The organism is Paenibacillus sp. FW507-14B1B (assembly GCF_058781425.1).
This window is the reverse complement of record NZ_JBYSWS010000001.1, coordinates 1,253,307-1,273,428: the sequence shown is the minus strand read 5'-3', so window position 1 is coordinate 1,273,428 and position 20,122 is coordinate 1,253,307. Positions and strand designations below refer to the sequence as shown.

Here is a 20,122-nt window from a genome sequence, read left to right as displayed (position 1 = left end):
ACGGATTGGCATGGTTGTATTCCCAGATATCGAGACCCATAGACTCTACCTTAGAGAATTGACTTTATTAGATGTTGAATCTGTATGTAAACATTTCTCGGACCCCAACGTAACACAGTATATGGATATTGAGCCATGTAAGACAATGAAAGAAGCAGAAGAAATCATTCAATTCCATATTCACGATTCAGGGTGTAGATACGGAATATTTCATAAAATGGATAATAAACTCATTGGTACATGTGGTTTTCATTGTTGGGTACAAGGGGAAGAGTCTAAAGCCGAAATCGGGTTTGATCTATCGAGTGATTTTTGGGGGCAAGGATTCATGAAGGAAGCTCTCGCGGAACTCATTAGAATCGTCGGTATTGATGTTATGAAGCTTCATTATATTGAAGCAACAGTTGAGCAAGAGAATATTAGGTCACAAAGACTTTTACAAAGCATGAATTTTAGAAGGCATGAAGAGTTGAAAGACGGCCTTATCTATTACACATGCAACGTAGATGAATGATATTCTGCAAGTATCAAAAATCGGTTTCAACTAGTTGTAACAACTAGTTATCACATCAAAGATCCTGCATCTAAAGTTTAGGGATATATCAGAGGTAGATATAAGGAGGAAATTATAATGAATAGTCCGATAATTAACAGAATTGATACTGTGTTTATACATGTAACTGATCTGAAGGAAGCTGTGAGATGGTACTCCAAGCTTTTGGCAATCGAATTTAAAGAGGATACTCAATTTGATGGCCCAATTCATACAATTCCTATGGGTAAGAATAGACCGGGAATAACATTTGATAATCATTGTTTTGATGAAGAATATAGATTTATTCCATCAAATCAACCATTATTTAATCTGAGCACAGAAGATATAGATGAGGCTTATGAATTTGTTAAGAGTATTGGAGCAGAGATTGTAACAGAAATTGCGAGATATTCAGATCTTTCTGACTTTTCCTTCAAGGACCCTTGTGGAAATATCTTGATGATTTGTTCTTGTATAACGGAAAATTGAGGTTCATAGACTAAGATATGAAGGTGAAACTTATGAAAAATTCAAATCTGATCATGACTGGCCTAATTCTGATTATAAGTTTTTTAGTATATCAAATATATGATATGAAACAAGAGGTAAGAATGGTTGATTCCTCTCAGCCACAAATATCGTTCCCGAATGGATTTGATATTTATGGTCAAGTGACTGGGGGAAGTAGTCAGGATGGCTACTGGCTTTATAAAAATGATGAGAAAATATTATATTACTTTTATTATGATCCAGAAACGAATGAAATCGTAAAAACGGAGCGAGGTATATATGATTGATATTTCAAGTATTGACCCCAAACAACCCATTAAGATTATTGTTGGAGCTTCGTCACAATCATATTCTGGTTGGATACAGACGCAAGAATATGAACTGAATTTATTGAATCGAATGGACTGGGACAAGTCATTTGGAGAAAAAAGAATAAGTGCTATTTTATCAGAGCATGTCTGGGAACATCTATCTTTTGAAGAAGGTGTGGAAGCAGCAAAAATCTGTTTTGATTATTTAAGACCTGGTGGATATATTCGTTGTGCTGTTCCAGATGGATATTTCAGGAATGAATGGTATCAGAACATAGTGCAAGTAGGTGGGCCTGGACCCAAAGATCACCCAGCAGCGAGCCATAAAATTGTACATAATTACAAAACACTTAGCATTTTATTCAATGAGGCAGGTTTTGCTGTCAAACTGCTTGAGTATTGTGATGAAGCTGGTCAGTTTCATTATAACGAGTGGGATCCAGAAGAAGGTTTTATCTATCGATCGTATCGTTATGACCATAGAAATAATAATGGGGAATTAGGCTTTGTATCCTTAATCATAGATGCGGTTAAGGGATAGATGGAGGACAATAATGAAGGGCTGCTTAGCTTGCCAAAGTATTCATGTCAAACAAACCAGTTCATATGTAACTAGATTATTACTGTCGATTTATATATTCTTATCTTTTTATTTTTTCACGGGGAGTGTAGATTACGGAGCGCTAATTGCTTTGATACCGCTCTTTATTCCTTATAGATTTGTGTGCTCTGACTGCAAAAGATACTATTTTAGGATGCCTGTATTCAGGGGTTCCCATAATTTAGGGATAAGAAATATTCAAGATAAATTAGTTCTAGCAATGCTACCTTCCATGCTTACAATTCCATGCTTACAATTACACTTTTAGTATATCATTTTCCATATACAGGCCTTCAGCGCATTGTGTATTTAGTAGGGATATATTTTATCAACAGTATGATAATCTTTATTAGTTTATATAATTCTAGAAAACTAAATAAAACACTAAAACTTTTAGTATGGGTATTGACCATTCTAACGACTGTTTTGTTCTCTGTGCTATCTTATCCACAAGATTCAGGGGAAGAAATCTTAGATCTGATATTCAATTAATACATTTTTAATACATTTTATTTATTTACTGCATTCATCATTCATCACTCAAGTGAAGGCTGGTAGGAGCATATCATGACAATCATTGGACTAATTAGGCACGGAATAACCGATTGGAATGAACTTGGTAAGGCTCAAGGAATCTCGGATATTCCTTTGAATCAAGCAGGACTAAGACAAGCAGAGGCTATAGCCAACAGAGTTTCACAAGAACGTTGGGACATGGTTTATTCAAGTGATTTAACGAGGGCTTACAAAACATCCGAAGTGATAAGCGCAGCTTTGGGGATTAACTCTGTTACTACAGATGAGCGACTTAGGGAGATTAACTGTGGGCTTATCGAAGGGACAACAGAAGAAGAGCGGATCTTACAATGGGGAGAGGAGTGGCGCCTTAAGGACATCGGAATGGAGCCCTATGATGAAGTCGCAAGGCGAGGAATCCATTTTCTCGATGAGATAAGCTTTCGGCACCCTGATCAACATGTTCTAATCGTGAGTCACGGAGCGCTAATAGGGTTGACTTTACAACGACTATTACCTGAGTTTTTCACCAAAACATATATTGATAATGCGGCATTAACAGTGATTGAGCGTAATAGAGATAATATTTGGCAATGTAATCTTTATAATTGTACAAAGCACTTGGGAAGTAGATAACCTTCTGGTTAATCTAGCGAGCCATGACCGTAATGCATATTTTTTATTTAGAACCGCCATAATGGCGGTTTTTGTTATAATAAGATTATATTTCAAGAAAAAGGAGTACATCTATTGCCTCAGGCATTGGGAACTCCGCTTGTGATCGACTAATCATTCGGCGTGATCATGCTTATTTGCTGCCTAAGGGCAATGAGCTACCTTTTTCTCCAAAAGGTCCAGTATTTCGGATCAGTTAAGAAAGACAAACTCCCTTCTTCATACGTAGATAGGGAGTTTGTTGTCATAACTAACTTGTTAAACACTTATAAGGAGCGGCGTAATGAACTTGAATCATACCAGATTAATTCTAGTTGAAGGAATACCAGGATCGGGTAAAACATCTACAGCAACGTATATCAAGGACTGGTTGGAGAGAGGGGGAATACCCACTCAATTGTATCTCGAAGGTGATGTAAATCATCCAGCGGACTATGAGTCTGTTGCTTGTCTTGGGATTAAGGAATATGGAGAGCTGAAGGACAAGTTCCCAGAATTAACGGATGTATTAGATCAGGTTACTGATGATGTACAAGAATATAAGCTAACTAGCTATGGAAAATTACAGGAGCAAATTGATACAGAAACCTATAAAGACTTAATCGATGCGTTAAGACAATCAGATGTATATAATCTTTCCCTAGATCTATATCAAGAGTTAACGTTTGAAAAGTGGCAACAATTCGTTAGAGAAGTTCAACAGACTCGTGAAACGGTGGTATTAGAATGTTGTTTTATGCAAAATCCGGTTACGATGATGTTTGGGCGATTTAACTGCTCTGAAGAGAAAATCATAGACTTTATAAAAAGGCTAGAGCAGATCATAATTCCCTTGAATCCTAAGCTCATTTACTTCTATCAAGATGATATTAGATCAACCATTGAAAGAGTTAAAAAAGAGCGTTCAGCAGAGTGGCTGAGACATTTAATATGGTATTTTACGGAACAAGGGTATGGAAAAGAAAATGAATATCAAGGTTTGAATGGAGTCTATGAAGTGTTGAAGAAACGAAAAGAATATGAGTTAAATATTGTAGATCAATTAGATATGAATACAATATCAATGAATAATTCTGCATTTCATTGGGATGTTGTATTACAGGACGTAAGAGATTTCTTGCAAGGAGAAGACGAAATGAACAGAACTTTAAGAGAGGAATAAAATGATGATGTTCCCGGTACTTAAAACCCAAAGGTTGGTCCTTAGACAATTGCGGCAAGAAGATGCAGCTGCTGTATATCATTATTTTTCAACGGATGAAGTAACGGCGTTTTATGATTTGGATCGTTTTACAGAGGTACGGCAAGCAGAAGATTTAATCCAGTTTTGGAATGATAGATTCGATAGCCTCCAAGGGATAAGATGGGGAATTACGCTTAGATCAGAAGATCGAGTTATTGGAACGTGTGGGTTTTTTAATTGGTCTAAAAAACATTATAAAGCTGAAATAGGGTATGAATTATCACCTGAACACTGGAGCCAAGGGTACATGACCGAAGTATTAGAATCTGCTATTTATTTTGGGTTTAAAGATTTGGGATTCAATCGAATCCAGGCTTTGATACATCCTGAGAACGTAAAATCTAGGGGATTGTTAGAGAAATCAGGATTTACGAAAGAAGGATTATTGAATGAGTATTATTTTAAGAATGACAGATTTGTGGACGCGGTAATATTCTCTAAATTGAAAAAGGAGTGAAGCTTATGAGTGCTTCTGATGTTGATAATATTTTTCAACTTTCTGAATTAGGGTTTAAGGTCATTAGTATTTTAATCATCGTAGCGATAATTATAGGGTTAATTGCTTTATTCATTTTTTTCCGAGTTTTAGATGGGAAGAAAGTTATGTTGTTCGGTTTGCAGTTCATTGTTCTAGGTTTTGTTTTCAATGCAATTGCTGATTTTCGGATGTATTATCCTAGCCTAAGCTTCATTACCATCTTCATTGGGATAATCGTAAGTACTATTGGATTGTGTAAGCGGGATTAATGTGTTCATGTACATAGCGGAGAATTGGAGGGAATTTATGAATGCTGGATTAGACCCAGAAACAAAAGAAGATATTCTAAACCTAATAGGAAAAATATCACCACAGGCAAGGATTTTCGTGAACGAAGCATTCCATGAAGACAAGGTGACCGTGTTTTATTATGATCAGTCCATTGATAGTCATGGTGTGTTTTGTATAGCCGAGATGGATGATTGCAATATTGCTTATTATTCTTTTTTATATGGACCTAAGAATGAATGCTATAAAGATCTCATCTGGTTCAAGATAAAGCCATTCATAGATGCAGTGAATGAAAGAGAATTATGTTTTAACATCTATGGAAAAAATATTGAGGCTATAGAGTTTGTACAAAGCCTTGGTTTTAAAGTGGATATGGAAGGATATCACCTTGTGTACAATCGTCAAGAAGCACCAGCAGTATCTCAAACAGATCTAATAGAGAAACAATATGAGGATAGCATGTTGGAAGATTTAGTGCATTTGTTTGATGAGGCATATTTTCAATTAAATAAAGACAATGGATGGCGCACAGATTGGTACTGCACAAATTCACAAACATTCCAATCAAGTCTTCTAGAGAAAATAGAGAAAGATGAGTTTCGATCGTTCTGGATCGATGGACACCTAGTAGGTGCATACATAGTGAATGGTAATTACATTCAGGATATTGTTGTCTCCCCAGAGTATCAAAATCGAGGTTACGGAAGCCTAATCTTGGCTCATTGTATTAGACATATGATGCTTAGTAAGCATCTGAAACAAGTTTATTTACGTATCGCAAAATCTAATGTAAGAGCGAAGCAGCTTTACGAGAGAAATGATTTTGAGGAATTGGCTTGTTTTGCAGAACATACTTTTGAATCAAACAGAGAGGAGTTCAAATGAAATCTTTTAGAATAATCGCTGTCTTATTCGTCGTTTCAGTCCAATTCCTGATATCCGGTTGTGCACAAGATAATAAAAGTTTAATACTTGGAGTCTGGGAAGGTAATCAAGTAACTCAGAAAGTCGGAAGTGATGAGGAGCATTTTAATTATTTAGAAATAACCGACACTACGATTCATGCTAAACATTTTAATACGGTAGCAATCGAAGGTGGAATACCTCAAAAGAAATTTAATGATGAAACAAAAGATATGAAATATGAATGGAAATCAAAGAATGAAATTTTAATAGAAGACTCATTATTTGAAGTAGAATTAAAGAAAAATGAAATGATTTTAAGTAATGAGAATATTGAAATAAACTACTCAAGACAGCGTTAAGGGCATGTAGTTTCAATTTCACGTCATTTACTGGGGATGACTGGAGGAAGAGCACATTGAAGATTTCTCTTAGTAAGGCAGATTTAAACGACGCTTCTGATATTCTTGAAATGCAAATCAAAGCATTCATACCTTTGTTACATAAATATCAGGATTATGAAACAAGTCCTGCGAATGAGACCATTGAACGAGTAATCAGTCGAATGCATCAATCATTCTCGGAGTATTACATCATTAAAAATACCTCCATTCCCGTTGGTGCTATTAGAATCATCAGAAAAAGCAATAAAACATATCGCATCAGTCCTATATTTATTCTACCGGAACATCAAGGACAAAGAATTGCGCAGCAAGTATTTGCAATGATCGAAGAGATGTATAATGACGCGATCGTGTGGGAACTAGACACCATTCTGCAAGAACACGGGAATTGCTACCTATACGAGAAGTTGGGCTATACGAGAACGGAACATATAGAAGTGATAAACGAAAAAATGACAATCGTGTTTTATGAGAAGTATATGACCTAACTGGACGTGAACATGTAAACACTATAAGATAATAATTCAAAACCACAAGAAACAATGATGAAAGGTGCATCTATGATGAAATCAATAAAAATTATGATATTCGGTGCAGCATTAATTTTAGTTAGTTTATTCATTCAAGGAGAACCGGGAATAAGATTTTATGGAAATGAAGTTTTTATTGGGGCTATCGGATTCATTCTAGTCTGTGTGGGCCTCTTTATGAAAGAGGAGTAAGAAGATTTTTCTGTCGCACCTAGTTGCTGACTTTGCGTGGGCCTTACTGACTAAGATGAGAGCCATCTAGGTCAGTTGAGCAACACTTACTTTGGACATTTTTAGAGATTTGATAATATTAATTTCATATAACAATGTATTATCGATCTTATTGTATTTGTATAATCAATGAATAGTGGATGACAGTAAGAGATTATCGAGGGAGGGGAGATTGTGCAAGCAATGCAGAAAGTCGCAATGATCCTTGTGAGCATTGCTGTGGCCTTGATGAGAGAAGCAGGGAGTATAGAAACTAGGGACGGCAAAGATTTTTTTATAAGGCTCAGTGGTGAAGGGAGCAATAATTTTGGAGAGCTGCCGTTTAGAAAAGGAGAGTCGTTCACACTATCAGTGAGTAGTGAAGAGGCAAGATCGCTAGAAATTGGACTAAAGTCTATTTCGACTGAAAAAGTGTACAAAGAACTCGTGAGAGAAGGAACCGGGTCCGTGGTCATTTCTATTCCAGAGGACGGGAAATACCGAGTCTATATAAAAAATAAATCTTCAGATACTGCAGAATTCAAGCTGATCCTTAGTAAGGCAATTGAGGGACCTATCGTATAGAGAGAACGGGAGGAGTAATTGAGGATGAGGATATTAGTAACTGGGGGAGCCATCATTCGAGACAACCAAGGTAGGATATTACTCCAAAGAAGATCTGATTACGGTAATTGGGGACTTCCTGGCGGTGGGATGGAAGCGGGTGAATCTATTGAAGAGACTATGATACGAGAAGTATTTGAGGAGACAGGATTAGAAGTACAACAATATGAACTTTATACGGTTTATAGTGGTTCACGCATGAAGTATAGATATCCTGACGGGAATGAAGTTGTTTTCGTTATGTTTATTTTTAATGCTAGGGTTGATTTAGAGGGGAGAATTGCTGAAGACAGGAAAACTCTTATTTATTCCGATGAAACCCGAGAATCATTAAAACTTGAATTCAAATCAATCGAGGATATTAATATTGAAGACATAAGTACTGTACAAAGACCTGTATTTGATGACCTAAAGAAAGAGGTAAGTACATTATTGAGGACATAAAGAAATCACTACAAGATACATAACAATAATCAAAATATGGAGGCAATCAACAATGACAAATGAATTAGCCAAGCAAATTTATGAGATCGCTCATTTAACAGGTGAATTTACTCTAAGATCGGGACAGGTTTCGAGTGAATATTTTGATAAGTACTTATTCGAATCAGATCCAGTTATATTATCTAAGGTCGCAGAAGAATTATTTGATTTATTACCTGAAGGAATCGAAGTGTTAGCCGGTTTAGAGATGGGAGGTATACCTATTGCTACTGCCCTCTCACTGAAGTCAAATATTCCTGCAGCTTTTGTACGAAAAAAAGCAAAAGAATATGGAACCTGCAAGCTTGCTGAGGGAACTAGTATTGTAGGCAAGCGGATTTGTGTAGTAGAGGATGTAATTACAACCGGTGGGCAAGTGATTTTAAGTACCCATGATTTAAGAGAAGCGGGAGCTATCGTTACGGATGTTATATGTGTCATTGAGAGAAATCCAGAAGGTAGAAGTAAGTTAGAAGAGATCGGACTTAAAGTACATTCGTTATTCAAAATGGAAGAACTATTAAGCGCGGGGAACGTTAGATAGATAATAAATCATTCATTTTCTGAAGTAAAGGAAGGTGTCATATGGAAGTAAGACAAATGGCAACGGCTTTTTTGTTTAACCAAGACAATGTATTGATGATGAAAAAGGAAAGAAGTAAGATATTTGATTTCGAGTTTTGGGGCGGTATTGGAGGGCATCTCGAATATGAGGAGCTTAATCATCCCAAGCTAGCAAGTTATCGCGAGATTGAAGAGGAAACTGGATTCAAAAAAAGCGAGATTAAGAACTTTAGACTCAAGTATATTTTAATAGAAAGTGGCAGTGGAGAAATTCGTCAGCAATATGTTTATTTTGGTGATACGGAGCATACGAATTTTATATCTTCCGATGAAGGTGAATTATTCTGGATACATAAGAATGATTTAATGAGTTTACATATGTCTAAAATTATTAAGTTCACGATCGAACATTATTTACATAATCCAAATTCAGAGCATATTTATGTTGGAATAATCACGACAAGTAAAGAACAGATACCTAGCATACAATGGTCCAGGCTTGAAGAGACAAGTACATTTTAAGGTGTATAAGTGTGTGAAATGGCTATAGAAACTGAATTCGACTTCTTATAACAGTGGTATTTTGGTGGTGTATATTTGATTTTCTGAAAAGTATCTAGGATTTTTATATCGTAAATACACATAAAGTAGGTGTGCACTCTGATTCGAACTGCTGCAAGGGCCATAATCATTCAAGGAGGTAAACTTCTTGTCTTAAGAAGAACTGGTGCTCAAGGGGTCTTTTACGTTCTCCCGGGTGGAGGACAAAATCATGCCGAAAGTATTACAGATGCCTTAAAGCGGGAAGTTAAGGAAGAAACCGATTTAGAAGTTTTAAGTCATGAGTTACTATTTATTAACGAGTTTATAGCTAAGAGAGATTCACAATTTTATGAACTGGAACCGGATGTACACCAGATTGATTTTACTTTTCTATGTGAAGCAAGAGCGGATGGAGAAGCTAAAGTAGGACAGACCCCAGATGTACATCAAATCGGAATAGCCTGGATACCTTTAGATGAAATTACTGATTATATGGCGCATCCGAAGCAAGACCATAATTTTATAATGGGTGCCCCTACAAGAGATGTATTAGCTGAATGGATAACGAATAGAAACTCTGTTAAAGTACCAAGATTTATTGAAGGTTAAATTAGTTTGAGTAGAAGAGGAGAGAAGCATATGAACCATAAAATGATTGTAGTTGTTTCCATCCTAACGCTTACTCTAGTTCTATTTGGCTGTCAGAATATCAAGGAAAATAATAGTGCGAACACATGGGAAAATAACAACAATATCAGCGTAGAAAATATTAGTGAAATTAAAATAAAGAATAAAAAAGACTCTGCTCGGAGTCTGACTCAGCAAGAAATTAAAGTGTTTATGAATGCAATAAATAATAGTGTTTACAATCAAGGTAAACTTGATATTCGACCTCCTGATTATGAGGTGGAGATGAGCTTGAAGAGTGGCCAGTCTAAGAAATTATACTTGTGGATAGATGATGGTGGTGATTTATTTATGGATGAAGATGAGAGTGGACATTATATTTTAAATGAAACAGATCGGACAGAACTTAAAGATATTTTTAAATGATTCATTTCCTAAAATCTGGAGATGAAAAAGCTAATCTAACCCCTATATTCATTGCCAATTCCTTCGTCCACATGATATTATTGTGATATCACATTGATATGTAGGGGGTTTGTAGAAATGCACGAGAAACAAGCATTCAAAATGAACGGTTATTACGGTATTATTGTGTCACTGCTCCTTATCGTACTCGCTGGATTTATGTTTATTTCCACGGATACGGTTAGCGCAGCTTTGGTTATTCCAGTTCTTTTGTTCATTGTAGCTTTGTTTATTCTTTCAGGCATAACCGTTGTTCAACCAAACGAAGCCAAAGTGCTTACTTTATTCGGAACGTATATCGGTGTAATTCGAGAGCAAGGGCTATGGGTAGCTCTTCCCTTAACCGTTAAGTCGAGAGTTTCTCTTCGTGTCATTAACTTTAACAGTGAAAAGCTAAAGGTAAATGATCTGGAAGGTAATCCGATTGAAATTGCCGCAGTCGTTGTTTATAAAGTATCGGATAGTGCAAAAGCTACGTTCGATGTAGAAGATTACGAAGAGTTTGTTCAGATTCAAAGTGAAACAGGCATTCGTCATATTGCAAGTCAATATGCGTATGATCATTTTGATAAAGATACGGATATGTCACTACGGAAGAATAGCGATGAGATTGCTGACTTTTTGGCACAAGATCTTCAAAGTCGTCTGGCGGTAGCTGGCGTTGATGTTATGGAAGCACGTATTATGCACCTAGCTTACTCATCTGAAGTTGCATCTGCTATGTTACAGAGACAACAAGCACAGGCCGTATTATCAGCACGTAAAGTCATTGTAGATGGGGCTGTCGGTTTAGTAAAAAGCGCAATAGAGCAATTAGCGGCTGAAGGGGTAGTTGAGTTAGATGATGATAAAAAGGCACAAATGGTGAATAACCTGATGGTTGCGATTGTTTCTGAAAAAGGGACGCAACCTGTCATTAATACAGGAAGCATCCACTAGGATTAACTAAATGGCCAAACGTAAAGCTTACCCGCTAAGAATTGACCCCAAGCTCTATGACGCGCTTGAAAAATGGGCAGATGACGAGTTGCGAAGCGTCAATGCTCAAATCGAGATTATTCTAAAGCAAGCAGTGAAGAAAGCTGGAAGATTGAAAAAAGATAGTGATGACAAGGAAAGTCATGAGTAGGAAGTAAATAGTGTCTAAATAAATACAGACTGAGCAGTAAAAAGGATAGATACATCAGATCATCTTATCTGTTATGTATCTGTCCTTTTGTATCTTATAAGAGGAATTAGTCTAGAAATACCGAATTCTAAGATTAATTAATTCTTATAACAACGTATCTTGGAGTAGATGAACATGGTGCAAAACTCTAAGGGAGGAATGAATATATGAAAGAACACACCATTAAAAGCCAGGAGGATCTCTTTAGGTTGCTAGATTCCCAATTCAAACCTTCAACTCATTTTTGGGATCCTTTTTATTCAGATCGGGAACGAAAGGTTCCCTTTTTCAACAATAAACCAGATGAGAATTTAGTTTCTTATGTACATACTGGCATGATTCAAAGGGGCAGAGTTTTGGAGTTAGGATGTGGGCCTGGAAGGAATGCTCTTTTTCTAGGTGCTAATGGATTTGATGTAGAAGCAGTCGATATATCCCAAGTGGCGATCGATTGGGCCAAAGAAAGAGCGGTAAAGTTATCTTTGGATGTTCAATTTAAATGCCAATCGGTTTTCGAATTATCTCCAATCAACGAATATGATTTTATTTACGATTCAGGGTGTATGCATGGACTACTTCCTCACCGCAGGATTCAATATCTTAAGATGATTCATGATGGATTAAAGTCTGGAGGATATTTTGGTTTAACTTGTTTTGCTCCGGGATTTGGTGGATTAGGCGGGCCAGAGTTTGAGTTGAGTGATTGGGATGTATATGAAGAGCAGGGAATGAGAGGCGGGCTTGCATTTACAGAAGAAAAGATTCGATATCTTTTATCTGATTATTTCGAGTGTATAGAATTAAGGATGATGAAGGAAATGAATGAAGACAGTGAACGGTTCGGTGTGCCATTTTTGTGGACGTCGCTGTGGAGGAAAAAGTAAGAATTATGAAGCGCGAGTGATCACAAAAAAAGATACATAAAGAGGGAACCCCATTGGAGTTAATCGCTGAAATACTTGAAAGTGAAATCATTGAAAGCAGTAGTGAACTTGAAAATATTAAATTTCATGTTAGAAAAGCATGTAGAGCTGTATTGGCGAACTGCGAAGGAAAGATTGCCTTATTATATGTCTCCAAGAATAATTACCATAAACCCCCTGGCGGTGGTGTTGAAGGAGAAGAGAGCTTACATACTGCTCTGAAACGAGAAATCATAGAAGAAGTTGGATCACAGATAGATATCATGGACGAGATAGGAATGGTCATTGAGTACAGAAATAAACATGAATTACTTCAATTATCCTACAGTTACTTCTGTAAGGTGGTAGGAGAGATTGGCTCGCCTAAATATACTAACCAAGAATTAGATTCAGGTTTCCAGCTTATTTGGATTGGAATTGAGGAAGCAATTTTAACACTTAGGAATGATAGACCTAACAACTATATCGGGCAATTTATTCAGCGAAGAGATTTAGCGATTTTAGAGAAGGTTAGAGAAAAAGTGAATGGTTGATTTGAAAATAGCTAGATGAAGTACTAAGAAAAAAATATTAATAATAGTAAAGGAAAATGCATAATGTCTTTTTCATTTGAATTGTTTAGAGAGCGTATTGACCGGATAGCCAAACGGATTAGAGAAATCGGTGGAGAGGTTCATGAACTAATCATTAAAGATCCTGCTACGAAAGATCAAATACAATCCGTAGAGAATAAGTTGGGCGTCTTATTACCGGAAAGTTTTAAGTATATCTTGTTAAATTTCTCAGCTGAATTTAGTTTTCGCTGGTATTTACCAGATAATTTTGAACTTCCTTATGAATATAGAGGGGTTTTTAGTGGACGAGTTTACTGGAACTTAAACAAAATTGTGGAGCTTGATGAAGAGAGAAGAGGATGGGTCGACCATGTTTTTCCTGATCCAGAAGACAATTATGATAAAGTGTGGCACCAGAAGCTAGCTTTTCTAGAAGTAGGGAATGGTGATTATTTTGCATTTGATTTAAGTAAACAAACAGAATATTCAATTATATATTTGAGTCATGATGATGGTAATGGACATGGTTATACGCTAGGCCATAATTTTATTGCGTTTATTGATAATTGGTCAAGAATTGGATTCGCTGGACCTGAGGACTGGCAGTGGATTCCATTTGTTCTAACGAGAGAAAGTGGAATAGTACCTGAAAGTGATTTAGCACATGAGTTAAGAGATTTTTTAGACATAAATATATAAGTAAGGTGGAAAATACGAAATAAGGAGTCTTCATATGGGAGTTCAGTTAAAGAATTCAAATCAAGTTTCTGGTGGAGGTGAGGAACATAAATATGATTGATATTCCAAGTGTCATTCCTCATCGATATCCATTTTTAATGATAGACCGGATTACAGCGATAGAACAGGGCAAATGGGTTAAGGGTTATAAGAATGTGACATGGAATGAGTGGTTTATTACTGAATCACATCAATGTATGCCGAGTATGATGATTGTGGAGGCATTAGCGCAATTGGGAGCATTTGCAACAATTGAGCAAGAGAAAAGTTTAGGATTTCTTTCGTCTATTAGTGGTGTAGAAATTTTAGGAGAGGCATATCCTGGTGATCGAATTGAATTGTTTTATGAGGTTGTGAAGAACCGAAGAGGCTTTGTACTAGGTAGAGGAGAAGCTACAGTTGAAGATAAAGTCATTATCAGAGCAGAAGAGATTATGATATATATCCAAAAGTCTACTGAGGGATAGTTCATCAGAGAGAAAAGAAGAAAGCGGAATAGATACCGTGGTTTCCCACTTGATTGGGGTTTATTCGAATATAGTACTTATAGAGGAATATCTAGGGGACAGGAATACGAATGGATTTATTACTGAGCTGAAAGAGTCTAGTTTATGAGAATAGAAGACTGGAGATACGCTGCTCTATGCGAAAATAAAATAATACATATTGGCTGAAAAGGACTGAGCATACGAGCTCTAGTCCTTTTTCATTGCTTAATCATCTTCCAGATATTAGTATGAAGGTGCTAGATGCTGTTACTTCTGGTACAAAATTATTGATGTAAAAAGGATGATACTCATGAGACAACGTGCCCAAGCAATAATTATTAGAGATCAAGCGATGTTATTCGCATATGGGATGGCTTCTAGCCATAACGAATTACGTCATTCTTTCATTGGTGGAAGGATCGAACAGGGGGAAACTCCAGAGGAAGCGGTTTTACGAGAACTGATGGAGGAAGCTCAAGTAAAAGGGGAGATTCTTTTTAGGTTCAATCAAGAAATAGCAGAAGGACATCATACCTTCCTGATTGATATTGGGAACCAGAGCTGTAAGTTAGGATGCGACCCAGAAGAGATGCACCTAACTATGGATGAACGAAATCTGAAGGATTTAATCTGGATTAGTTTATTAGATAAGGAATCTTTTACAGAATGTGATCGTGAGTATATTGCAAGATTAATTAATGAATGTAAAGAACGTGATTATTATCCAGAGTGGCTTGGTAGTTTGCAGGAAATAATAGAAGAAGTATAGGGCCATGCTGTATAAGAGGAGGTATTCGTTCATGTTTTATGTTAATGCAAGGGCCTTTATTGAACGTGAAGAGAATGGCACAACTGAAATCGTTATTCAAACTCGAAATAAAAAGAACGAGCAAGCATTGGAATTACCAGGAGGAAGATTAGAACTATATGAACCCATCTTAGATGGGTTAAAGCGTGAGGTACTCGAAGAAACGGGTTTAACAGTTGTTGAGGTGGAGGGTAGTGAGAAGCGTATCGATACCCGGGGAATTAACCCGGATTTCGAAGTGGAATGCTTGGAACCTTTTTGTGTATACCAGACGGTAAAAGGGCCAGTAGATTCTGTAGGGATGTACTTTATTTGTAAGGTGGAAGGAAGTCTCCTGACCGTTGGGGATGATACTAAGGATGTTCGATGGGAAAAGGTAGAAGAGGTTAATAGATTAATGTTTGAAAATCCAAGGCAGTTCTCTGATGTAGATCGGGCAGGGTTGCAATATTATTTAAAACATAGGGTTTAAGAAAGCTTTTGATTAAGAAGGTCTATCTTTTATAGTAGAAGTTATGACAAAAGGAGGAAGTCTGATTTTTAATCTTTTACCAAGGAACAAGCATGATTTCGAAAAAGTAAATGACTTAAAAAAATTACCAAAAGAAGACATCGTTCAACTTATACCGGAATTGCTAGGTTGGCTTCAAGATATAAACTGGCCAATAGCTATCAATATATCACAAATCCTATTAACAATCCCTGAAGAAACAATCCCACACATAAGTCTTGTACTCTCAGGTGATGATGATATTTGGAAAGAATGGTGCCTAAGATATTTTGTCATGGAATTACCGGATGAGTTGATACTATCTTTACAAGAAGAAATTAAGAGAATAGCTTATACACCAACGAAGGGAGAAGAACTTGAGGAAGTACATATTACAGCTCTGGAAATTCTAAAAGATTTAAAATAATGCGAAACACCGTATAAAGTGAGGTCAAGTCGTTCATGAAACTATACCATTTTAGTGAAGAGTCAAATATTCAGGTCTTTGAACCAAGGAAGATATAAAAACAGGAAGAGGCAAAGGTATGGACCATTGATGCATATCATGCTCCCCATTATTATTTTCCTCGCGAATGTCCGAGAGTGTGTCTATGGCACAAAGAAGATACTACTGAGGATGATCTAGTAAAGTTCTTTGGAATGTCAAAGACTAAGCGGATTATTGCGATTGAGGCAGGTTGGTACGACCGGTTAAAAAAAGGAACCATCTATAGATACACGTTTGATTTCGATGGATCTAAATTAGAGGAACCGAATGCAGGTTATTACACCACAAATCTTACCGTTAAACCCTTAAGTATCGAGAAAATTGATGATTTGATAAGCGTAATTTTACATAAAGGGATAGAGCTGAGAGTGACCCCCTCATTAATCCCATTGAAAGAACGTATTTTAGAGTCTACGGTCAATTTCTCTATGATTGGTATGAGGAATGCGGTACAGGAGTGATGGGAATAGGTGGAAGGATGAAAAATGTCTATCAGTAATTATGTTTTTGATAAAACTATTATGATTAAAGCTAAGCTAGGGTACAAGTTATCTGTTCCTATTCAATATGGACGGAGTAAACAATGGCCAATCATCTTATTTTACATGGAATTAAGAAACGAGGCTCTGGTATTAGTTTTTAGATGATTATGAATTATTGAAATATGCTGAGAAGAACAGTGATTTTCCTTTTTTTATCCTAGCTCCTCAATGTCCTTCATTTGCTTCTTGGCCGGTAGTAAGGAACGAAGTGATGGGGTTGTTAGAGCAAATCCTAACGGAATTTAGAATAGATTCAAGGAAATTTGACTGGCTTTAGTATGGGTGGACATGGGGTTTGGGACTTCGCTGCCCATTCATCAAATGTCTTTGCGGCAGCTGTCCCCATTGCTGGTTGGTATGGACCAGAAGCAGCCAGCAATATTGATATACCTGTCTGGGCATTCCATGGGGAATAAGATGATATTGTTCCTTTTTCGGGATCACTTGATATGGTTAGAGCCATGCAAGCAATTGAAAGGGAGGTAACATTTACGAGTTATTCTGTATTAAAGCATGAACATCATGTCATGGATATAACGTATTCAAATCCAGAATTATACGAATGGTTATTAATTAGATAATGAAAGGAGTTTGAACATGATTGTATTTGTTTTTATTGGTATATATTTAATGCCTGTTATCGCTTTTTTCTTCATTTTTGCATTATTAAGAGCCATCAAAAAAATCGTTAAGAACAAACCTTATAAAGTAGAATTATTCTGGTCAGGATCATTATTTGCACTAATCGTTTGGACCATAACCATGATAGCTTATATAAGTACACAATATTAAAAGGAAAAGGATTAGTATGATGAACCACATTTTATATCATTATTTTGATTGGTACCAAACAAGAAATAATGAAAGTGATAGAGGAATTTGGGTTTCCACAGCATTGGAACAGACATGGAGACAAGGGGCCGGAAAGATATATTGAAGTGCAGGTTTGGGATGACGAAGTGATTAAGAACTATTTAAGACATACATAACGCATGGGGTGAGGATGAATGTATGGTGTCATCGCTTTATTCGATGAACAAACAGAACAGATCATCAGAAGCATTTGGGATGAGCTGAAGGAGAGATCTATTTCTTTTTATGCAGGTGAAGTGGTAGATAGGAGGCCTCATATTACGCTGGCGAGCTATAACCATTTCATTAAATCTGAATTTATAAAACAAATGGATGATTTCTATAACAACGTCCCCGAGTTAGATATCTCACTTAGCTCATTTGGATCTTTTTTGAGATCAGGAGCATTGTATTTCACGCCCATTGTCACAAGAGAACTACTGGATTTTCATTCTAATCATCACAAATGTTTTGAACCGTTTAACGATGATCCTGAGTCTCTATATCTGCCTGACAGATGGATACCTCATTGTACAATCGCGAATCGATTGTCACCCGAGAAGTTAGCCGAGGGATTTCACTTTTGTTCTAGAAGGAATGACGCGATCTACGGAAAAATAACAGAAGTGGCCGTCATTGAATTTATTGATAAGAATAATGTGCCTGTAATCTATTCGAAAAAATTAGTGAGGTAGTAAATGAATGATTGAAATTAAACCACATATCGTAAGATCAGGCAGACAGATTGAGGAAAAATACGGGGTTAAAAACTGGTTGGAACTTATACACACGGATAAGCAGTATGTTGATATCGATAATGTAGAAGAAGTATATGAAATCATACATGATGATAAATTCTCAACTCGACATATTCAGATGCTTTTTACTATTACATATGATCAAGAAGTTATCGCCGGATTTAATGTGCCTAGTGCACTTGATTTGTGGCTGACATATTTAAATGCTGCTGAGGAAGTAATTAACTATGGTGAATCTAGACGACAATATGGTATTGACCCATACATTATAGAGTTGAAATCGCTCAATCAAGAGTTCCTTCATCTATCCATCTACCAAGAGTTTGATATATCTAATAAGTGTGTGGATGCGCAGCTTCCATATCAAGCGTTCTTGGTCTCTTTACTAAAAGCGATTCAACATTTTTATACTAAAATGAACAATGACTATGATCAATCCTTCGAGGATGAGGGAATAGAAATACGGATTGAGAATCTTATATGCCGAGTTGTGAATTATCCTATATAGAAGCGGTGATATCAATGAACATTAGAGACTTCAAACCTAGTGATTTAGAATTTTGTGTCGAGTTATTTATAAATGTATTTAACAGAGAGCCTTGGAACGATCAGTGGACAAATGATAGGGCTAAGCATTATTTAATGGATTTTGTAAGTACACCGGGCTTTATTGGCGTAGTAGCAGCGAACGACTCAGGAATTCATGGATTTATTTTTGGAGTAAGTAAGTGTTGGTGGAAGGGGAATGAATTCTTCATTCATGAATTGTGTATTAGATCGGATTTCCATCGTACTGGAACTGGAACGAACATGCTTCAATATCTTGAGCAGACATTAACTACAGAGGGCATAGAGGACATTGTTTTACTTACGAACCGAGATATACCCGCAGAGAAGTTTTATGTGATGAATGGCTTTAAGGAAGTCAACAGAATAGTCTTTTTAGCGAAAAACCTCAATGGATAATATGGGGTGGAGGTGAATATACATGAGAATAACGATAGAAGACGGATCGCCAGACGATGATTGGAATCCAGATGATTTTAAGGTAAGGGAAATTGAGTATATCGAATAAAGAGTTTGAACTGAAATCTTCGTGGTATGACGGGAGTGAGGGCATGGAGAGGGAAGCTGGGTTTTGGATCAGATTAGGCGCTCTGGTGTTGGATGGTCTGATTATCGGGATTCCATTAGGTTTTCTTTCTTATCAAATTGACGGAGGAATGGATCGGGAACCGATTACTGACATTTTGTCGATGTTATACTCGCTGCTACTACCGATATTCTGGTATGGTTACACAATTGGAAAGCGTATTTGCGGGATACGTATTCGCAAGGTATATGATCATATGCCTCCCAGTTTCGGAACCATGTTAATGCGCAACGTTGTCGGGGGCGTAGTCTACGCACTGACTCTAGGTATAGGATTAATCGCAAGTATTATTATGATCAGCATGAGAGAAGATAGACGGTCACTGCATGATTTAATTGCAGGCACAGAAGTGGTTTATGATCGTGAATAGTAAGCGTTCTAGCCTATGGCTGGGGCGCTTTTTAGTTTTGATGATTCTTTATGTAAACTCACACCATTGACTTGCTATCCCTTTACCTTATTGTAGTTACATGAGCAAGCGCTTTCATTTTGTTGTGAATAATGAATTGAGCATCACGCAGGCAGTAAAAAAACATCAATAATCGGTGTAAAACACACATGTAAACCATGAATTCAAAAGGTTATATTTAAAATGCTCATTACAGTAAGGAGAAGAATAGAAAGGGA

The 20,122-nt window shown here is 36.7% G+C and carries 32 protein-coding genes and 1 pseudogene; all 33 read left to right on the top strand.

Annotation, left to right across the window (positions count from 1 at the left end):
• Window positions 1-10 precede the first annotated feature (10 nt).
• Complete coding sequence (locus tag AC3WJJ_RS06125) at window positions 11-514, top strand: GNAT family N-acetyltransferase (RefSeq protein WP_492538888.1); 504 nt, start codon at window positions 11-13, stop codon at window positions 512-514.
• A 117-nt stretch (window positions 515-631) separates the two neighbouring features.
• On the top strand, window positions 632-1,024 hold the full coding sequence (locus AC3WJJ_RS06120; RefSeq protein WP_492538886.1) for a VOC family protein: 393 nt from the start codon (window positions 632-634) through the stop codon (window positions 1,022-1,024).
• Window positions 1,025-1,056: 32 nt separating this feature from the next.
• A complete protein-coding gene (locus AC3WJJ_RS06115) occupies window positions 1,057-1,332 on the top strand; it encodes a hypothetical protein (protein WP_492538884.1) in 276 nt (91 codons plus the stop codon).
• Window positions 1,325-1,897 (top strand): class I SAM-dependent methyltransferase, encoded by a 573-nt coding sequence (locus AC3WJJ_RS06110; RefSeq protein ID WP_492538882.1) that lies wholly within the window; start codon window positions 1,325-1,327, stop codon window positions 1,895-1,897. Before AC3WJJ_RS06115 ends, AC3WJJ_RS06110 begins: the two co-directional genes overlap by 8 nt.
• Window positions 1,898-2,524: 627 nt before the next feature.
• A complete protein-coding gene (locus tag AC3WJJ_RS06105) occupies window positions 2,525-3,109 on the top strand; it encodes a histidine phosphatase family protein (protein WP_492538880.1) in 585 nt (194 codons plus the stop codon).
• Window positions 3,110-3,431: 322 nt separating this feature from the next.
• Window positions 3,432-4,310: a P-loop NTPase family protein gene (locus AC3WJJ_RS06100; protein ID WP_492538878.1), complete on the top strand. Its 879-nt coding sequence runs from the start codon at window positions 3,432-3,434 to the stop codon at window positions 4,308-4,310.
• 7 nt (window positions 4,311-4,317) lie between these two features.
• Complete coding sequence (locus tag AC3WJJ_RS06095) at window positions 4,318-4,848, top strand: GNAT family N-acetyltransferase (RefSeq protein WP_492538876.1); 531 nt, start codon at window positions 4,318-4,320, stop codon at window positions 4,846-4,848.
• A 5-nt stretch (window positions 4,849-4,853) separates the two neighbouring features.
• On the top strand, window positions 4,854-5,138 hold the full coding sequence (locus AC3WJJ_RS06090) for a hypothetical protein (RefSeq protein ID WP_422660579.1): 285 nt from the start codon (window positions 4,854-4,856) through the stop codon (window positions 5,136-5,138).
• Window positions 5,139-5,175: 37 nt separating this feature from the next.
• A complete protein-coding gene (locus tag AC3WJJ_RS06085) occupies window positions 5,176-6,045 on the top strand; it encodes a GNAT family N-acetyltransferase (RefSeq protein ID WP_492538874.1) in 870 nt (289 codons plus the stop codon).
• Entirely contained in the window at window positions 6,042-6,425 is a 384-nt protein-coding gene (locus tag AC3WJJ_RS06080) for a hypothetical protein (RefSeq protein WP_492538872.1), read from the top strand. Before AC3WJJ_RS06085 ends, AC3WJJ_RS06080 begins: the two co-directional genes overlap by 4 nt.
• Before the next feature lie 56 nt (window positions 6,426-6,481).
• Window positions 6,482-6,955 (top strand): GNAT family N-acetyltransferase, encoded by a 474-nt coding sequence (locus tag AC3WJJ_RS06075; protein ID WP_492538870.1) that lies wholly within the window; start codon window positions 6,482-6,484, stop codon window positions 6,953-6,955.
• 75 nt (window positions 6,956-7,030) lie between these two features.
• Window positions 7,031-7,189, top strand: a complete 159-nt coding sequence (locus tag AC3WJJ_RS06070; protein ID WP_422660582.1) for a hypothetical protein — start codon at window positions 7,031-7,033, stop codon at window positions 7,187-7,189.
• A gap of 213 nt (window positions 7,190-7,402) precedes the next feature.
• A complete protein-coding gene (locus tag AC3WJJ_RS06065) occupies window positions 7,403-7,792 on the top strand; it encodes a hypothetical protein (RefSeq protein ID WP_492538868.1) in 390 nt (129 codons plus the stop codon).
• 24 nt (window positions 7,793-7,816) lie between these two features.
• A complete protein-coding gene (locus AC3WJJ_RS06060; protein ID WP_422660584.1) occupies window positions 7,817-8,275 on the top strand; it encodes an NUDIX domain-containing protein in 459 nt (152 codons plus the stop codon).
• A gap of 52 nt (window positions 8,276-8,327) precedes the next feature.
• The gene (pyrE, locus tag AC3WJJ_RS06055) at window positions 8,328-8,858 is read left to right on the top strand and encodes an orotate phosphoribosyltransferase (RefSeq protein WP_492538865.1); all 531 of its coding nucleotides are present in this window, start codon (window positions 8,328-8,330) and stop codon (window positions 8,856-8,858) included.
• A gap of 41 nt (window positions 8,859-8,899) precedes the next feature.
• Entirely contained in the window at window positions 8,900-9,400 is a 501-nt protein-coding gene (locus AC3WJJ_RS06050) for an NUDIX domain-containing protein (RefSeq protein WP_492538863.1), read from the top strand.
• A 129-nt stretch (window positions 9,401-9,529) separates the two neighbouring features.
• Window positions 9,530-10,030, top strand: coding sequence for an NUDIX domain-containing protein (locus AC3WJJ_RS06045; protein WP_492538861.1), 501 nt, complete (start codon window positions 9,530-9,532; stop codon window positions 10,028-10,030).
• 30 nt (window positions 10,031-10,060) lie between these two features.
• Entirely contained in the window at window positions 10,061-10,474 is a 414-nt protein-coding gene (locus tag AC3WJJ_RS06040) for a YhfM domain-containing protein (RefSeq protein ID WP_492538859.1), read from the top strand.
• 117 nt (window positions 10,475-10,591) lie between these two features.
• The gene (locus AC3WJJ_RS06035) at window positions 10,592-11,452 is read left to right on the top strand and encodes an SPFH domain-containing protein (protein ID WP_492538857.1); all 861 of its coding nucleotides are present in this window, start codon (window positions 10,592-10,594) and stop codon (window positions 11,450-11,452) included.
• A 10-nt stretch (window positions 11,453-11,462) separates the two neighbouring features.
• Window positions 11,463-11,642 (top strand): type II toxin-antitoxin system antitoxin, encoded by a 180-nt coding sequence (locus AC3WJJ_RS06030; RefSeq protein ID WP_492538855.1) that lies wholly within the window; start codon window positions 11,463-11,465, stop codon window positions 11,640-11,642.
• A 206-nt stretch (window positions 11,643-11,848) separates the two neighbouring features.
• The gene (locus AC3WJJ_RS06025) at window positions 11,849-12,565 is read left to right on the top strand and encodes a class I SAM-dependent methyltransferase (protein ID WP_492538853.1); all 717 of its coding nucleotides are present in this window, start codon (window positions 11,849-11,851) and stop codon (window positions 12,563-12,565) included.
• Window positions 12,566-12,618: 53 nt separating this feature from the next.
• Window positions 12,619-13,137: an NUDIX domain-containing protein gene (locus tag AC3WJJ_RS06020; protein ID WP_492538851.1), complete on the top strand. Its 519-nt coding sequence runs from the start codon at window positions 12,619-12,621 to the stop codon at window positions 13,135-13,137.
• Between the two features lie 63 nt (window positions 13,138-13,200).
• Entirely contained in the window at window positions 13,201-13,857 is a 657-nt protein-coding gene (locus AC3WJJ_RS06015; RefSeq protein ID WP_492538849.1) for an SMI1/KNR4 family protein, read from the top strand.
• An 86-nt stretch (window positions 13,858-13,943) separates the two neighbouring features.
• Complete coding sequence (locus tag AC3WJJ_RS06010) at window positions 13,944-14,363, top strand: 3-hydroxyacyl-ACP dehydratase FabZ family protein (RefSeq protein WP_492539608.1); 420 nt, start codon at window positions 13,944-13,946, stop codon at window positions 14,361-14,363.
• 331 nt (window positions 14,364-14,694) lie between these two features.
• Window positions 14,695-15,153, top strand: a complete 459-nt coding sequence (locus AC3WJJ_RS06005) for an NUDIX domain-containing protein (RefSeq protein WP_492538847.1) — start codon at window positions 14,695-14,697, stop codon at window positions 15,151-15,153.
• 31 nt (window positions 15,154-15,184) lie between these two features.
• Window positions 15,185-15,664 carry an NUDIX hydrolase gene (locus AC3WJJ_RS06000; protein WP_492538845.1) on the top strand — a complete coding sequence of 160 codons (480 nt, stop codon included), beginning with the start codon at window positions 15,185-15,187 and terminating at the stop codon, window positions 15,662-15,664.
• A 43-nt stretch (window positions 15,665-15,707) separates the two neighbouring features.
• Complete coding sequence (locus tag AC3WJJ_RS05995; RefSeq protein ID WP_422660597.1) at window positions 15,708-16,109, top strand: DUF5071 domain-containing protein; 402 nt, start codon at window positions 15,708-15,710, stop codon at window positions 16,107-16,109.
• A 113-nt stretch (window positions 16,110-16,222) separates the two neighbouring features.
• Window positions 16,223-16,651: pseudogene (locus tag AC3WJJ_RS05990) on the top strand (DUF6886 family protein); the annotation flags it as partial.
• A 359-nt stretch (window positions 16,652-17,010) separates the two neighbouring features.
• A complete protein-coding gene (locus AC3WJJ_RS05985) occupies window positions 17,011-17,148 on the top strand; it encodes a hypothetical protein (protein WP_492538843.1) in 138 nt (45 codons plus the stop codon).
• 591 nt (window positions 17,149-17,739) lie between these two features.
• The gene (locus tag AC3WJJ_RS05980; RefSeq protein ID WP_492538841.1) at window positions 17,740-18,279 is read left to right on the top strand and encodes a 2'-5' RNA ligase family protein; all 540 of its coding nucleotides are present in this window, start codon (window positions 17,740-17,742) and stop codon (window positions 18,277-18,279) included.
• 7 nt (window positions 18,280-18,286) lie between these two features.
• Window positions 18,287-18,850, top strand: a complete 564-nt coding sequence (locus AC3WJJ_RS05975) for a hypothetical protein (RefSeq protein ID WP_492538839.1) — start codon at window positions 18,287-18,289, stop codon at window positions 18,848-18,850.
• Between the two features lie 14 nt (window positions 18,851-18,864).
• Window positions 18,865-19,308: a GNAT family N-acetyltransferase gene (locus AC3WJJ_RS05970; protein ID WP_492538837.1), complete on the top strand. Its 444-nt coding sequence runs from the start codon at window positions 18,865-18,867 to the stop codon at window positions 19,306-19,308.
• A 152-nt stretch (window positions 19,309-19,460) separates the two neighbouring features.
• The gene (locus AC3WJJ_RS05965) at window positions 19,461-19,865 is read left to right on the top strand and encodes an RDD family protein (protein ID WP_492539606.1); all 405 of its coding nucleotides are present in this window, start codon (window positions 19,461-19,463) and stop codon (window positions 19,863-19,865) included.
• The last annotated feature ends 257 nt before the right edge of the window (window positions 19,866-20,122 follow it).

Bases quoted from the DNA above. Each gene is read 5' to 3' on its own strand.
- AC3WJJ_RS06100 (WP_492538878.1), top strand. From the start codon at position 3,432: ATGAACTTGAATCATACCAGATTAATTCTAGTTGAAGGAATACCAGGA.
- AC3WJJ_RS06120 (WP_492538886.1), top strand. From the start codon at position 632: ATGAATAGTCCGATAATTAACAGAATTGATACTGTGTTTATACATGTA.
- AC3WJJ_RS06025 (WP_492538853.1), top strand. From the start codon at position 11,849: ATGAAAGAACACACCATTAAAAGCCAGGAGGATCTCTTTAGGTTGCTA.
- AC3WJJ_RS06125 (WP_492538888.1), top strand. From the start codon at position 11: ATGGTTGTATTCCCAGATATCGAGACCCATAGACTCTACCTTAGAGAA.
- AC3WJJ_RS06030 (WP_492538855.1), top strand. From the start codon at position 11,463: ATGGCCAAACGTAAAGCTTACCCGCTAAGAATTGACCCCAAGCTCTAT.
- AC3WJJ_RS05985 (WP_492538843.1), top strand. From the start codon at position 17,011: ATGGGTGGACATGGGGTTTGGGACTTCGCTGCCCATTCATCAAATGTC.
- AC3WJJ_RS06115 (WP_492538884.1), top strand. From the start codon at position 1,057: ATGAAAAATTCAAATCTGATCATGACTGGCCTAATTCTGATTATAAGT.
- AC3WJJ_RS06110 (WP_492538882.1), top strand. From the start codon at position 1,325: ATGATTGATATTTCAAGTATTGACCCCAAACAACCCATTAAGATTATT.
- AC3WJJ_RS05975 (WP_492538839.1), top strand. From the start codon at position 18,287: ATGATTGAAATTAAACCACATATCGTAAGATCAGGCAGACAGATTGAG.
- AC3WJJ_RS06050 (WP_492538863.1), top strand. From the start codon at position 8,900: ATGGAAGTAAGACAAATGGCAACGGCTTTTTTGTTTAACCAAGACAAT.
- AC3WJJ_RS06040 (WP_492538859.1), top strand. From the start codon at position 10,061: ATGAACCATAAAATGATTGTAGTTGTTTCCATCCTAACGCTTACTCTA.
- AC3WJJ_RS06085 (WP_492538874.1), top strand. From the start codon at position 5,176: ATGAATGCTGGATTAGACCCAGAAACAAAAGAAGATATTCTAAACCTA.
- pyrE (WP_492538865.1), top strand. From the start codon at position 8,328: ATGACAAATGAATTAGCCAAGCAAATTTATGAGATCGCTCATTTAACA.
- AC3WJJ_RS06005 (WP_492538847.1), top strand. From the start codon at position 14,695: ATGAGACAACGTGCCCAAGCAATAATTATTAGAGATCAAGCGATGTTA.
- AC3WJJ_RS06105 (WP_492538880.1), top strand. From the start codon at position 2,525: ATGACAATCATTGGACTAATTAGGCACGGAATAACCGATTGGAATGAA.
- AC3WJJ_RS05980 (WP_492538841.1), top strand. From the start codon at position 17,740: ATGTATGGTGTCATCGCTTTATTCGATGAACAAACAGAACAGATCATC.
- AC3WJJ_RS06015 (WP_492538849.1), top strand. From the start codon at position 13,201: ATGTCTTTTTCATTTGAATTGTTTAGAGAGCGTATTGACCGGATAGCC.
- AC3WJJ_RS06080 (WP_492538872.1), top strand. From the start codon at position 6,042: ATGAAATCTTTTAGAATAATCGCTGTCTTATTCGTCGTTTCAGTCCAA.
- AC3WJJ_RS06090 (WP_422660579.1), top strand. From the start codon at position 4,854: ATGAGTGCTTCTGATGTTGATAATATTTTTCAACTTTCTGAATTAGGG.
- AC3WJJ_RS05965 (WP_492539606.1), top strand. From the start codon at position 19,461: ATGGAGAGGGAAGCTGGGTTTTGGATCAGATTAGGCGCTCTGGTGTTG.
- AC3WJJ_RS06035 (WP_492538857.1), top strand. From the start codon at position 10,592: ATGCACGAGAAACAAGCATTCAAAATGAACGGTTATTACGGTATTATT.
- AC3WJJ_RS06070 (WP_422660582.1), top strand. From the start codon at position 7,031: ATGAAATCAATAAAAATTATGATATTCGGTGCAGCATTAATTTTAGTT.
- AC3WJJ_RS05995 (WP_422660597.1), top strand. From the start codon at position 15,708: ATGACAAAAGGAGGAAGTCTGATTTTTAATCTTTTACCAAGGAACAAG.
- AC3WJJ_RS06095 (WP_492538876.1), top strand. From the start codon at position 4,318: ATGTTCCCGGTACTTAAAACCCAAAGGTTGGTCCTTAGACAATTGCGG.
- AC3WJJ_RS06000 (WP_492538845.1), top strand. From the start codon at position 15,185: ATGTTTTATGTTAATGCAAGGGCCTTTATTGAACGTGAAGAGAATGGC.
- AC3WJJ_RS05970 (WP_492538837.1), top strand. From the start codon at position 18,865: ATGAACATTAGAGACTTCAAACCTAGTGATTTAGAATTTTGTGTCGAG.
- AC3WJJ_RS06060 (WP_422660584.1), top strand. From the start codon at position 7,817: ATGAGGATATTAGTAACTGGGGGAGCCATCATTCGAGACAACCAAGGT.